At 60.1% G+C, this 12,606-nt stretch carries 11 protein-coding genes; 3 read left to right on the forward strand and 8 right to left on the reverse strand.

All coding sequences use genetic code 11. From position 1 onward, the window contains the following. The first annotated feature begins 14 nt into the window (after positions 1-14). Positions 15-770, forward strand: coding sequence for a helix-turn-helix domain-containing protein (locus QEO92_RS24655; RefSeq protein WP_037152267.1), 756 nt, complete (start codon positions 15-17; stop codon positions 768-770). 23 nt (positions 771-793) lie between these two features. Further along, on the forward strand, positions 794-2,716 hold the full coding sequence (locus QEO92_RS24660; protein WP_227704766.1) for a hybrid sensor histidine kinase/response regulator: 1,923 nt from the start codon (positions 794-796) through the stop codon (positions 2,714-2,716). An 82-nt stretch (positions 2,717-2,798) separates the two neighbouring features. Here the strand turns inward: QEO92_RS24660 and ccoS are convergent, their stop codons facing one another. Genes ccoS through ccoG form a run of 4 tightly spaced genes read right to left on the reverse strand, consistent with a single transcriptional unit; the run spans position 2,799 to position 7,337 of the window. Beyond that, complete coding sequence (gene ccoS, locus QEO92_RS24665) at positions 2,799-2,945, reverse strand: cbb3-type cytochrome oxidase assembly protein CcoS (protein WP_037152270.1); 147 nt, start codon at positions 2,943-2,945, stop codon at positions 2,799-2,801. Further along, positions 2,942-5,230 carry a cation-translocating P-type ATPase gene (locus QEO92_RS24670; RefSeq protein ID WP_227704767.1) on the reverse strand — a complete coding sequence of 763 codons (2,289 nt, stop codon included), beginning with the start codon at positions 5,228-5,230 and terminating at the stop codon, positions 2,942-2,944. Before QEO92_RS24670 ends, ccoS begins: the two co-directional genes overlap by 4 nt. After that, the gene (locus QEO92_RS24675) at positions 5,230-5,736 is read right to left on the reverse strand and encodes a FixH family protein (RefSeq protein WP_227704768.1); all 507 of its coding nucleotides are present in this window, start codon (positions 5,734-5,736) and stop codon (positions 5,230-5,232) included. Before QEO92_RS24675 ends, QEO92_RS24670 begins: the two co-directional genes overlap by 1 nt. After that, positions 5,733-7,337 (reverse strand): cytochrome c oxidase accessory protein CcoG, encoded by a 1,605-nt coding sequence (gene ccoG, locus QEO92_RS24680; protein WP_407721897.1) that lies wholly within the window; start codon positions 7,335-7,337, stop codon positions 5,733-5,735. The genes QEO92_RS24675 and ccoG overlap by 4 nt, the downstream gene beginning before the upstream one ends. Positions 7,338-7,586: 249 nt before the next feature. Here ccoG and QEO92_RS24685 point away from each other — a divergent pair, with 249 nt between their 5' ends. Further along, on the forward strand, positions 7,587-9,005 hold the full coding sequence (locus QEO92_RS24685) for an alanine/glycine:cation symporter family protein (protein WP_227704769.1): 1,419 nt from the start codon (positions 7,587-7,589) through the stop codon (positions 9,003-9,005). Positions 9,006-9,083: 78 nt separating this feature from the next. Here QEO92_RS24685 and ccoP read toward each other — a convergent pair whose 3' ends face one another. Genes ccoP through ccoN form a run of 4 tightly spaced genes read right to left on the reverse strand, consistent with a single transcriptional unit; the run spans position 9,084 to position 12,474 of the window. Further along, positions 9,084-9,947: a cytochrome-c oxidase, cbb3-type subunit III gene (gene ccoP, locus QEO92_RS24690; RefSeq protein ID WP_037152277.1), complete on the reverse strand. Its 864-nt coding sequence runs from the start codon at positions 9,945-9,947 to the stop codon at positions 9,084-9,086. Between the two features lie 3 nt (positions 9,948-9,950). Continuing rightward, positions 9,951-10,103 (reverse strand): CcoQ/FixQ family Cbb3-type cytochrome c oxidase assembly chaperone, encoded by a 153-nt coding sequence (locus QEO92_RS24695; protein ID WP_037152280.1) that lies wholly within the window; start codon positions 10,101-10,103, stop codon positions 9,951-9,953. A gap of 10 nt (positions 10,104-10,113) precedes the next feature. After that, a complete protein-coding gene (ccoO, locus tag QEO92_RS24700) occupies positions 10,114-10,845 on the reverse strand; it encodes a cytochrome-c oxidase, cbb3-type subunit II (protein WP_037152283.1) in 732 nt (243 codons plus the stop codon). Between the two features lie 9 nt (positions 10,846-10,854). Next, the gene (gene ccoN, locus QEO92_RS24705; RefSeq protein WP_227704770.1) at positions 10,855-12,474 is read right to left on the reverse strand and encodes a cytochrome-c oxidase, cbb3-type subunit I; all 1,620 of its coding nucleotides are present in this window, start codon (positions 12,472-12,474) and stop codon (positions 10,855-10,857) included. Between the last annotated feature and the right edge of the window lie 132 nt (positions 12,475-12,606).

Consider the following 12,606-nt stretch of genomic DNA (forward strand, 5'->3'; position numbering starts at 1 on the left):
CGGAGGCGAAAACAGTGTTTCTCAGCAGCTATGCGAATGCTCACCAGGTGGCGAAGGCAGCTCTCTTCAAGGAGGCCGAAAGCCTGCATGGGCTCTTTTCCAGGCAGCCGATCGAACATCTGGCGGTAGGCCAGTCGCTTTTCTTCGAAGGTGACGAAGCGAAACACGTTTTCGAAGTTGTCGAAGGTACGCTCCGGATCTTTCGGATTCTGTCGGACGGCCGACGGGTCATCACAGGCTTCCTCTACGCGGGTGACATTGTCGGTGTTTCCCTGAAGGAACGGTATCTCTACAGCGCCGAAGCGATCACTCCGACCAAAATCCGTCGGATCGCCCGCAAAACTTTTGATGAGGCAGTCGCGGATTCGGATGACTTGCGCCCCGAGGTTTTCTCTCGTGTCTGTGACGAGATGGCTGCGGTACAGGATCAATTGGTGCTTCTGTCGAGCAAGACGGCAGAAGAGCGGCTTTGCACTTTTCTCCTCAAGCTCCTGCAGCGCACAATAGCCGCGGGCAATCGCGACACTACTCTCGAACTGCCGATGACGCGCCAGGACATGGCCGACTATCTGGGTCTCACGATCGAGACGGTGTCCCGCACCATCACCAAGCTCATCGGCAAGGGGGTCGTCAATGTCGTGAATCCCGCTGCCCGCCATTTCATCAAGATCGAAAAGCCCGGAATGCTTGCCCAACTCGCCGGCGATGACAGCGAATGTCCGGAAATGCATCGTGACCTGATGGTTCAAGGGGATCGCCGGCGCCACTGACGAGCATCAATCACGGATCCACCATGAGCGGGAATACGGCCATCGTCGCGACCAGTGAGAATCTTTTTGACGCAGTCGCGAATGTGCTCAATGACGCAAATCTGATCGTCCATGGGTTGGATGGTGTCATCAGCCGATGGACAGGTGGCTGCGAGCAGCTTTATGGCTGGCAGAGGAGCGAAGCCATCGGCAAGGTAGTCTACGACTTGCTTGCAGCGCAATTTCCACTTCCGCTCGATGAAATCCGCCGGCATATCCAAACCCACCATGTATGGGAGGGAGAGGTCGTTCACCACCATAAGGACGGTCATCCAATATTCGTGGCAACCCGGTGGGTGGCCGTCAATTCGGCGCGCGATGGAGCAGCGATCATCATCCAGACGAACAACGACATCACGGATATGAAAAGGGTCCAGAACGATCTTGCCGGACGGGAGGCGCATCTGCGGTCGATCCTGGATACGGTTCCTGAGGCGATGGTCGTCATTGACGAAACCGGTATCATCACGTCTTTCAGCGCTGCGGCGGAGCGGCTGTTCGGATATTCAGCGAATGAAGTTGTCGGGCGCTCCGTTAACCTGCTGATGCCAGCGTCAGCCAAAGAGGTGCACGACAACTATCTTGCCCGGTATATTCGGACAGGCGAGCGCCGCATCATCGGTTATGGCCGCGTCGTCATAGGACAGCGGAAAGACGGTTCCGTCTTTCCCATGGAGCTTGCGGTGGGCGAGGCGATCACCAATGGCAAGCGCATCTTCACTGGCTTCATCCGCGACCTCACGAGCCGCCACAAGATCGAGGAAGAACTGAGGCAGTCGCAGAAGATGGAGGCGATCGGCCAACTCACCGGCGGGCTGGCGCACGACTTCAATAATCTGCTGACCGTCATTGGCGGCAATCTCGAAATGATCGAGAACAGGCTCTCGGATGAGAAGCTGCTGGCTCTGCTGCACGAGGCGCAGGATGCCGCCGAGGACGGCGCCAAGCTGACCGGCCAGCTTCTGGCCTTCGGGCGTCGCCAACCGCTCAATCCGGAACTGGTGGATGTCGGTGGCCTGGTCTCCGGATTTGCAAATCTCTTGCGGCGGACGCTCGGGGAAACCATCGAACTTCGGACGATCGTGAACGGCACCTCCAACGAGGCCCTCGTCGATGCGTCGCAGTTCCAGAACGCGCTTCTCAACCTTGCCCTCAATGCCCGCGATGCCATGCCGCGCGGCGGCAAGCTGACGATCGACATCTCAAGGGTCAAGCTGGACGTCGATTATGCCCAGATGTATCCGCATGTGCGCACCGGCGATTATGTGCTGATCTCGGTCACGGACACGGGCACGGGAATGACGCCGGAGGTGAAGGAAAAGGCCTTCGAACCGTTCTTCACCACCAAGGGTGTCGGTTCCGGAACCGGTCTTGGCCTTTCCATGGTCTATGGGTTCGCCAAGCAGTCCGGCGGCAATATCCAGCTTTACAGCGAGCCGGGGCAGGGCACCAGCGTCAGGATTTTCCTGCCGGCAACGCAAAGAGCGAACGCAGGCATGGGACTGCAGGATGACGGTTCCCGTAAGGTCGCCGAAATTCCCGGCGGAACGGAGAAGATCCTCGTCGTTGAGGACGATCCCAGGGTGCGGCGCGTGGCGGTCTCGCGCCTGACGGACTTCGGCTATAGCATCATCGAAGCCTCGAACGGCGTGGAGGCGCTCGACCGGCTCGCCCAGAACGACGATATCGCGCTGCTGTTTACCGACATCGTCATGCCGGGTGGCATGACCGGCGACGAACTGGCGGCGGAGGTCCGGACAAGGCGTCCGAATATCAGGGTGCTGTTCACGTCGGGTTATGCCGAGCCGGCGATCGCCGGACGCGAGCTTGCCCAATCGGGAAGCTGGCTGAAGAAGCCCTACACGGCACGGGAGCTTGCAGTGCGGCTCCGGGAGCTTCTGGACTAAGCCTAATCACGATCAGATTCAGGGTTTCAGGCCCCTTGAACGCCGAGGATAACTCGGGGGGCGCCGGTGAGAGGTGACGGGCTCATTCCGGGGGATCCTCTTCAAGGATCCGCCAGGCTGCTCCATCAAGGTCCTCGTATTGACCGCTCTTCAGCGACCAGAGGAAAGCAAAAAGCCCCAGACCTCCGAGAAAGAGCGCAATGGGAATGAGATAGATCAGCATGTTCATGCGAGCCGAGCCTCCCCGGGATGTGCCGGATTGGCTTCGGCTCCGGCAGACGCCGTCTTTTGCGCGCTGCCAAGCCGGTTAAGCCGCAGTGCATTGGCGACGACGATGATGGACGAAGTCGACATGGCGATTGCGGCGATCAGCGGCGTCGCATATCCGGCAAGCGCGATCGGCACGGCGATGATGTTGTAGCCGATGGCAAGCGCAAAGTTCTGGCGGATCAGTCGGCCTGCGCGCCGCGAGATGTCGATCGACAGCGGCACCGCATCAAGACTCTCGTGCATGAAGACGAAGTCGGCCGTCTGCCGTCCGATATCGGCGGCCGTAGCCGGTGCGATGGAGACATGCGCGGCAGCTAGGGCCGGCGCGTCGTTGATGCCGTCGCCGACCATGAGCACCTTGTGTCCCTTTTCCGTCAGCGAACGGCAGAATTCCGCCTTGTCCTTCGGAGTAAGCTCCCCCCGCCAGTGATCGACGCCGAGGCGCGATGCCAGGCCGCGGACGGCGCTCGTGCGATCACCCGAGAGAATACCACTCGCCAGACCTTGAGCCGAAAGATCGTCGATGACGGCCCGGGCATCGGGGCGTAGCTCGTCTTCGAAACGGAAGCAGGCGAGTTCTTCTCCATTATGCGACAGCACGACTTCGAGCGTCGAATCCGCCGAAGGGTCGAAACTTGCTGTCGCGCAGGCGAAGCGGCGATTGCCCAATCGGTAGATTCCATTGACCGTGCGGGCTTCCAGACCTTTGCCCGGCAACTCGACAACTTCATTAAAAACCGGCATGGGACCGGAGGCGATATCATAGAGTGCCTTGGAGAGAGGGTGGCGCGAATGCGCCGCAAGGCTGGCGGCCAGTGCCAGATGGTGTGGTGCTGCTTTGCCTGCATCGACCAGCTTCGGCCTGCCGAGGGTGAGTGTACCGGTCTTGTCGAAGAGCACGGAATCGATCTCGGCCAACCGTTCCATGGCGGAACCGTCCTTGACCATGATGCCGTTCTTGAACAGCCGCCCGGCCGCTACGACCTGCACCACGGGTACGGCGAGGCCGAGCGCGCAAGGGCAGGTGATGATGAGTACCGCGATGGCGATCAGCATCGCCTGTTTCCAGTCCCCGCCGATGAAGCCCCAGAAAAGGAAAGCTGCAAGCGCCAGAAGATGAACCGCGGGCGAATAGTATTGCGCGGCGCGATCGGCAATGCGGCGATAGCGGGCCCGGCCGCCTTCGGCTGCTTCCATCAGCGCGATGATCTCGGAGAGGAAAGAATCCCTGGCTGCCGCCGTCGCTTTCAGCACGAGCATGCCGGTGAGGCTGAGTGTACCGGCCTGGACCGTGTCGCCTGCCTTGAGCGGCCGGGGAGCACTTTCGCCATTGACGATCGAAACATCCATGTCGCTTGCGCCGCTTTCGACGATCCCGTCGACTGGAACGCGTTCACCCACGGCAATCGCGATGCGGTCGCCCGGTGTGATCTCCTCGATTGCCCGATATTCCCGTGAACCGTCTGTGCCGATGACCATGGCGCCGCGCGGCGAGAGCCTTGCAAGCCCGCTGATCGCGGCGCGGGCCCGGTCGCGCATGATGTGGTCCAGCGCACGGCCGATCAGCAGGAAGAAGAGCAGCGATACCGTTGCGTCGAACCAGGCGTGTTCTCCATGATGCATCGTTTCCCAGAGGGATACCGCGTAGGAAAGCGTGATGGCGAGCGCGATCGGCACATCCATGTTGGTGCGGCCGCGCCGGAGCGCCTGCCAGGCCGACTGATAGAAGAAGCGGCCGCCATAGATCAGTGCGGGTGCTGCGATCATGGCCGAGATCCAGTGAAAGAGATCTCGGGTGGCGGCATCGGCACCGGACCAGACGGAGACGGAGAGCAGCATGATATTGGCCGCAGCAAAACCAGAGACGGCAACGGCACGAATGAACTCGCGCTGCAGCCTGCCGCCCGTATCCTCAGCATTCGAGAAGAGGTGGGCATCGTAGCCTGTCGCATCGATGATGGCCCTGACAAGCGTGACCGGGTCCGTGAGCTCTGCTCCGACCTTCTCTCTCCAGACAACGGACACGCGCTTCGTGGAAAGATTGACGCGGGCACGCTCGACTACCGGAAGCGCCTTCAGCGCCTTTTCGATTGTCGTTATGCAGGCGCCGCAATGGACCTGCGGCACGCTGAGATCGGTCTGACGCAGCCCGGGGCCCACCGCCCGGCTCGACAGCACAAGCTCGTCCGAGGACGGCAGAGAGCGCCCGAGTGAGCCTTCGGTGCCTGGTGCGCAGCAACTCATTATTGCCCCCGGAGAACGGCAATGCGCTCTGCCTGATGCAGGATGCGCTTGCCGTCCCTGAAGGCGCTGGCATCGACGATCCACTGGCCGGGAAGAAGTTCATGCGTGGCGGTGAAAACCCCCTTGGTTCCAGGCGCAAGATCGAGTTCGAAGTCCTGATGCTCCCCGACCGGTCGCTTGAACTGCAGTATCAGGCTATCTGCTGCGACCGGTCCGTCCTCCAGATGGAAAACCTCATAACGAATGTCGGAGCCGGCGACATTCAGTTTACCGGTAACACCGGTCGCTGAGAGCGCGCGCGCCTCGGCAGCCTTGCCGTTGAACTGCTGGCTGGCGACATAGGTGTTTTGGGCTACCAATCCGCTCCAGCTCGTGATGGCATTATACGCCATGTAGAAATTCACCGAGATGATGGTGCCGAAGAAGAGCACCATGACGCCTGCCATATGCCACCCGGTGAAAATGAAGGATTTTTGCCGATTCGTGTTCACGCGCGTTATGCTCATTTCCGTCCTCCCGGGTGTCTGCCTTCAGGAGCGTTGAAGACTGCTCCGTGAACGTCCTTTTCGTGGCTGGACCGATCTTCGGCTATGAAGTGAAAATCCTTGGCCTCGTCGGAGATCGCATCCTTTGGAAGCGTCACGAAGACCTTGAGCGCCAATGCCTTGTCCGGTTCTGCCTGCACGGCAAAGAGGCGGCCGGGCACGTCGGAGACCCCGGTGATCTTCATGGTTGCCTCCGGCAGCCCATCCATCGAGATCAGGATCGTGCGCGGCTCGGGAATCATGTTGAGCAGTCTGACCGTATAGCCGTTACGGATCGAACCATCGGATTCCAGCACGAATTGCGGATTGCGGTCATGAAGGACATTGATCTCCAGTCGATCGCGCGAAAGGAGCGCGTAGATGAGACCAAGCCCGACCGCAGTCCAGACGCCGAAATAAAGCAGGGTTCGCGGGCGGAGGATGATCTTCCAGTCGAAATGACGGACCTTGTCGATAAAGGATCCGTCCGGGTTGCGCACGCGAGTCGGGTCGATGGTCGTCATGCCGCCACCTGTCGCAAGTGCCATGTTCGCCTCATATTCGTTGAGGGTCGCATAGGCGATCAGACCATGCGGCTTGCCGATCTTGTCCATGACGCTGTCGCAAGCGTCGATACAGAGCGCACAGGTGATACAGGCAAGCTGCTGCCCGTCGCGGATGTCGATGCCCATGGGACAGACGGCGACGCAGGCGTTGCAATCGACGCAATCACCGACCGGGAGGCCCGCGGCTGCGGCTTTCTTGGCGCCCCGGGTGCGCGGTTCACCGCGCCAGTCGTTGTAGGTCACGACGAGCGAGTTCTCATCGAGCATCGCGGCCTGGATGCGTGGCCAGGGACACATGTAGATGCAGACCTGCTCGCGCATCAGCCCGCCGAGGACGTAGGTCGTGGCCGTCAGGATGGCGACGGTGGAATAGGCGACAGGGGCCGCATTGCCCGTGATGAAATCGAAGGCGAGGGAAGGCGCATCGGCGAAATAGAAAATCCAGGCGCCGCCGGTCGCGACGGCAATGATGATCCAGGTGGAATGCTTCGCGACACGCTTCCCGATCTTGTCGAAGGTCCATGGCGCCGCATCGAGCTTCATGCGTGCGTTCCGGTCCCCCTCGAAGAAGCGTTCGACGGCGAGGAAGAGATCGACCCAGACCGTCTGGGGACAGGTGTAGCCGCACCAGGCTCGCCCGACGGCGGATGTCACGAGGAACAGGCCGAAACCCGCCATGACCAGGAGGCCCGCGACGAAGAAGAATTCCTGCGGCCAGATTTCGATGAAGAAGAAATAGAATCGGCGGGTGGCAAGGTCCACCAGAACCGCTTGGTCGGGCGCGAACGGGCCACGATCCCACCGGATCCAGGGCGTCAGATAATAGATGCCAAGCGTGACGAGCATCACCAGCCATTTGAAGCGACGGAACTGTCCCTCGGCTCGCTTGGGGAAAATCTTCTTGCGTTTCTCATAAAGCGGTTCACCGGCTTTCTTGGGCGGATGCGCCGACTTGACGTCAATGCGTTCAACCATCTGGCCGGCGGGTTCGGAAGAAGGCGAGGTGTAGAGATTCATGAGAAGGATCCTTTGTCCCTTGCCTTCTCGCACCGACGGCCGCCAGTCTCCTTGACTTATGTCAACGATGCGCCGCCTCGCCGCAGGCACCGGATGCGACAAAACAGCTTCGCCTTGCCATCATTGCTGGAATGACGTTCCGATACATAGCTGCCGATTGAACTGCAGCGAGGTGCTTCCCATTTCAGGCGGCCGCCCTACTCTCATTTTTTGTTCCAGAGAACTGGAAATGCAGTGAGAGGGGAAGAAATGACTGCCGTAATTGGATTTCTCAACACGGTCTTCTGGGGTTATGTCCTTATCTATGGGCTTCTCGCCGTTGGCCTCTATTTCACCATCCGGCTGAAGCTCATCCAGATTCTGCATTTCGGGGAGATGTTCCGGGTTCTGGGAAGGAGCCAGAGCGAAGACAAGGCCGGGATCAGCCCTTTCCAGGCTTTGACCGTCAGCCTCGCCTCACGTGTCGGCACCGGAAATCTTGCCGGCGTTGCCGTGGCCCTTTACCTTGGGGGGCCTGGCGCCACCTTCTGGATGTGGATGGTCGCCCTTGTAGGGATGGCGACAGCCTATTCCGAAAGCGCCCTTGCCCAGCTCTATAAGGTCAAGAACGAAGAGGGCATGTATCGCGGCGGGCCGGCGTTCTATATCGCGCGCGGACTAGGGGCTCCCTGGGCCGGGGTGATTTTCTCCATCTGCTTGATCCTGTCCTTCGGCCTGGTCTTCAATGCCGTCCAGGCCAATTCCATTGCCGATGCCATGCAGGGCGCTTTCGGCCTGCCGAAGGTCGGCGTCGGCATCGGTCTGGCCATTCTTTCGGGCGTCGTGATCTTCGGCGGTATCAGGCAGATCGCCCGCGTCGCCGAAGTCATCGTTCCATTCATGGCGATCGCTTACCTGCTGATGGCAATCTATGTGCTGATCACCCACGCGAACCTCGTTCCGGGCGTCGTCGGCACGATCGTTGGTAGCGCTTTCGGCTGGCAGGAGGCAGGAGGCGGTGTCACCGGCGGCATCATGGCCGCGATGATGAACGGGGTCAAACGGGGCCTCTTCTCCAACGAGGCCGGCATGGGGTCAGCCCCCAATATTGCGGCTGTCGCCACTCCCGATCCGCACCACCCCTCCTCGCAGGGTTTCGTGCAGGCGCTCGGCGTGTTCATCGACACGATCCTCATCTGCACGGCGACTTCGGTGATGATCCTGCTTTCCGGCACGCTCGTTCCCGGTAGCGGCGTCACCGGCACGCAACTTACCCAGGCCGCGATGAACGCGCACATCGGAGCCTTCGGGACCTATTTCATCGCCATCGCCATCTTCTTCTTCGCTTTCACCTCGATCATCGGCAACTATTCCTATGCCGAGAACGCGTTGACTTTCCTCGGGGCCGGCAACAGGATGGGGCTTGCGATCATGCGGTCGGCGGTGTTGGCAATGGTCATTTGGGGCGCCTATGAAAGTGTCACGACGGTCTTCGATGCGGCAGACGCATCGATGGGCCTGATGGCAACGATCAACCTTATCGCCATCCTCTTGCTCTCCGGAACGGTAGTGAAGCTCACCCAGGACTATTTCGATCAACGGAAAGCCGGCACGGTACCGGTTTTCCATGCGGCGGATTACCCGGAACTCAAGGGCAAGATCGACTCTTCGATCTGGACCAGGGATTGACTGAAACAGAAGAGGGCCGCGACGATGGTTTCGGCGCGGCCTTCTGACAATCTGAATCAACCTTGGCTGAGGCAGAATTTATTCCCCGCCACCCAGCGAATGGATATAGACAGCGAGCTGCTTGACGGCCGTATCTCCGAGGCGACCGGTCCAGGCCGGCATCACGCCGTGCTTCGGAGAGCGCACCTGATTGGCGATCTCCGCCTCGGTGCTTGCCTTCAGCCAGATGGCGTCTGCAAGGTTGGGAGCACCGAGATCGCGATTGCCTTCCGCGTTCTCGCCGTGGCACGAGGCGCAATTGTCGATGAAAACCTGCTTGCCTGCTTCGGCAAGCGAAGGATCTTGCGGCACGCTGGTGAGGCTGATGACATAAGTGGCGACCTGACGGATTTCCTCAGGCTGCAACATGTCGCCGAACGCCGGCATTTCGGAGATCCGGGTTTCGGGATCGACAGTGTCGCGGATACCATGGGAAATCGTCTGGTAGATGGCATTGACATCGCCACCCCACAACCATTCATCGTCGTTGAGGTTGGGATAGCCCTGGCCGCCGGCAGCACCCGTGCCGTGGCAAGGCGTGCAGTTGACGCGGAAGGCCGCCGCACCACCCGCCGTCGCAAACTGCGAGAGCTGCGGATCGGCGAGGATATCTTCGAGCGACGAACTTGAGATTTTCTCCAGCACAACGCCCTGTGCGGCCTTCGCCGCGCCGACGTCCGCCGCCAGCTCGGCACGGCTTGAATAGCCGAGTACGCCACTGGTCGCATCGGTCAGCATCGGCCACGCCGGATAAAGCACGGTATAGACAAGGGCCCAGAGGATCGTTCCGTAGAAGGTCCAGAGCCACCAGCGCGGCAGCGGATTGTTGAGTTCGCGAATACCGTCCCATTCGTGGCCGGTGGTCTCGACGCCGCTCAGATCATCGATATGTTTGTCCGCCATGTTTCAATCCTCCTTCAGAGGGATCTGGGCGGCCTCGTTTGCGGAGGCTTTTGCACCAGGGCGAAATGTGAAGACGAGAACGCCGATGAAGAAGAGGGTCATGGCGAGCAGACCCCAGCTATCGGCGAAGTGACGCATGGCCGTGTAGAGTTCCATCTCTCTTCTCCTATCGGTAGCCGGCTGCGTCATCGTAGGTCGAGAAGTCGACCAGGGTGCCGAGCATCTGCAGATAGGCGACGAGTGCGTCCATCTCCGTCAGGTTGGTGGGGTCGCCATCGAAATCCCCGATTTTGGCCTTCGGATAACGGGCAAGCAACGCCGAAGTGTCGGCATTCGGGTCGGCCTGCGCCGCCAGATCCGCCTTGGCGTTGTCGATCATCTCGTCCGTATAGGGAACGCCGACCGTGCGATTGGCCTTGAGTTCCATGGAGACGTCGGTCACCTTGAGCGGAGTCTGCTTGAGGAAGGCATAGCTCGGCATCACCGATTCCGGGACCACGTCGCGCGGTTCGGTCAGGTGCTGCACGTGCCATTCGTTGGAGTAGCGGTCGCCGACGCGGGCAAGGTCCGGGCCGGTGCGCTTCGAGCCCCACTGGAATGGATGATCGTACATCGATTCCGCCGCCAGGCTGTAATGGCCATAACGCTCGACCTCGTCCCGGAAGGGGCGGATCATCTGGCTGTGACAGACGTAACAGCCCTCGCGGATATAGATGTCGCGGCCAGCGAGCTCCAGTGGCGAGTAGGGCCGCATGCCTTCCACCTTTTCGATCGTGTTCTCAAGGTAGAAGAGCGGGGCGATTTCCACGATGCCGCCGACTGATACGACGAGCAGCGAGCCAACGAGCAGCAATGTCGCATTGCGCTCGATGAACTTGTGTTTATCGATAATGGACATGGGTCCTCCTTATTCCGCCGGCTGGAGGGCGGGTGCCGCACCGGTTTCCCGTTCGAGCCGCTCGTAACCGAGGATGGTCATGGTGATGTTGAAGGCCATGATGAGCCCGCCGGCGAGATACATGACACCACCTACGGCACGCAGCACGTAGTAGGGGAACATGGCCGCCACCGTTTCGGCGAACGAATAGACCAGGAAGCCCTGATCGTCGTATTCGCGCCACATCAGACCCTGCTGCACACCGGCAACCCACATGACGGCGGCGTAGACGACGATGCCGAGCGTGGCGAGCCAGAAATGCCAGTTGACGAGGTCGAGGCTGTAAAGCCGGTTACGGTTCCAGAGCTTCGGTGTAAGGTAATAGACTGCACCGAAGGTGATCATGCCGACCCAGCCAAGCGCGCCGGAATGCACGTGTCCGATCGTCCAGTCCGTGTAGTGGCTGAGCGAGTTGACGGCCTTGACCGACATCATCGGGCCTTCGAAGGTCGACATGCCGTAGAAGGCGATGGCGATGACCATCATGCGGATGATCGGGTCGGTGCGGATCTTGTCCCAGGCGCCCGAGAGCGTCATCAGGCCGTTGATCATGCCGCCCCAGGAGGGCATCCACAGCATGATCGAGAACACCATGCCAAGCGTCTGTGCCCAGTCGGGAAGCGCGGTGTAGTGCAGGTGGTGCGGACCGGCCCAGATATACATGAAGATCAGAGCCCAGAAGTGGATGATCGACAGACGGTAGGAATAGACGGGCCGTCCAGCCTGTTTCGGCACGAAATAGTACATCATGCCGAGGAAGCCGGCGGTCAGGAAGAAGCCGACGGCGTTGTGGCCGTACCACCACTGTGTCAGTGCATCCTGGACACCCGAAAAGGCCGAATAGCTTTTGACGCCGAGGAAGGAAACCGGAATGGCCAGGTTGTTCACCACATGCAGCATGGCGATGGTGACGATGAAGGCGAGATAGAACCAGTTTGCCACATAGATATGCGGCTCCTTGCGCATGAGAATCGTGCCGAGGAAAACCACCAGATAAGCGACCCAGACGATAGTCAGCCAAAGGTCGACATACCATTCAGGCTCCGCATATTCGCGGCTCTGGGTGATCCCGAGCAGATAGCCGGTCGCCGCCATGACGATGAAGAGCTGATAACCCCAGAAGACGAACCAGGCCAGGTCGCCGCCGAAGAGCCGGGCGCGCGAGGTGCGTTGCACCACATAAAAAGAGGTTGCGATCAGCGCATTGCCGCCGAAGGCGAAGATGACCGCCGAGGTATGCAGCGGGCGCATGCGGCCGAAATTGAACCAGGGCTCGATATTGAGATCCGGAAAGGCAAGCTGCAGAGCGATGACGACGCCGACCAGGAAGCCGACAACGCCCCATAAGACTGTAGCAATGGTGCCGTATTTGATGACTTCGTCGAAATATTCGGATTTTATCGCTGCAGCCGGTCTCTGTCCTGCCGGAGCAAACGAAATCCGGCGGAGCATGAGGATCGTGCTGACGAGCAGCACGAAGAACAGGACCCACATGTGGGCGGCAAACAGACTATCATGGGCATAGGCTGCTCCAAGCAGGGCAAGGAACGTGCCTATCGCCAACCAGATGGTTTCTGAGACGTGATTCATGGTCTTTGGCCTCGCAACGCGGGAGCGCGGTGCTGGTTGATGGATTGCTGACCATGATCTGCTGACATACGGCAAACAGCGACGCTTTGATTTGCATCAAGGGCGTGGCCGTCGACGTGCAGCCGGATCGTC

Origin of the sequence: Neorhizobium petrolearium, assembly GCF_029854435.1 — a bacterium.
Classification (GTDB): domain Bacteria; phylum Pseudomonadota; class Alphaproteobacteria; order Rhizobiales; family Rhizobiaceae; genus Neorhizobium; species Neorhizobium petrolearium.

Excerpts from the sequence above, each read along its gene's own strand:
- QEO92_RS24660 (WP_227704766.1), top strand. The coding sequence starts at position 794 with ATGAGCGGGAATACGGCCATCGTCGCGACCAGTGAGAATCTTTTTGAC.
- ccoS (WP_037152270.1), bottom strand. The coding sequence starts at position 2,945 with ATGAACATGCTGATCTATCTCATTCCCATTGCGCTCTTTCTCGGAGGT.
- QEO92_RS24670 (WP_227704767.1), bottom strand. The coding sequence starts at position 5,230 with ATGAGTTGCTGCGCACCAGGCACCGAAGGCTCACTCGGGCGCTCTCTG.
- QEO92_RS24675 (WP_227704768.1), bottom strand. The coding sequence starts at position 5,736 with ATGAGCATAACGCGCGTGAACACGAATCGGCAAAAATCCTTCATTTTC.
- ccoG (WP_407721897.1), bottom strand. The coding sequence starts at position 7,337 with ATGAATCTCTACACCTCGCCTTCTTCCGAACCCGCCGGCCAGATGGTT.
- QEO92_RS24685 (WP_227704769.1), top strand. The coding sequence starts at position 7,587 with ATGACTGCCGTAATTGGATTTCTCAACACGGTCTTCTGGGGTTATGTC.
- ccoP (WP_037152277.1), bottom strand. The coding sequence starts at position 9,947 with ATGGCGGACAAACATATCGATGATCTGAGCGGCGTCGAGACCACCGGC.
- QEO92_RS24695 (WP_037152280.1), bottom strand. The coding sequence starts at position 10,103 with ATGGAACTCTACACGGCCATGCGTCACTTCGCCGATAGCTGGGGTCTG.
- ccoO (WP_037152283.1), bottom strand. The coding sequence starts at position 10,845 with ATGTCCATTATCGATAAACACAAGTTCATCGAGCGCAATGCGACATTG.
- ccoN (WP_227704770.1), bottom strand. The coding sequence starts at position 12,474 with ATGAATCACGTCTCAGAAACCATCTGGTTGGCGATAGGCACGTTCCTT.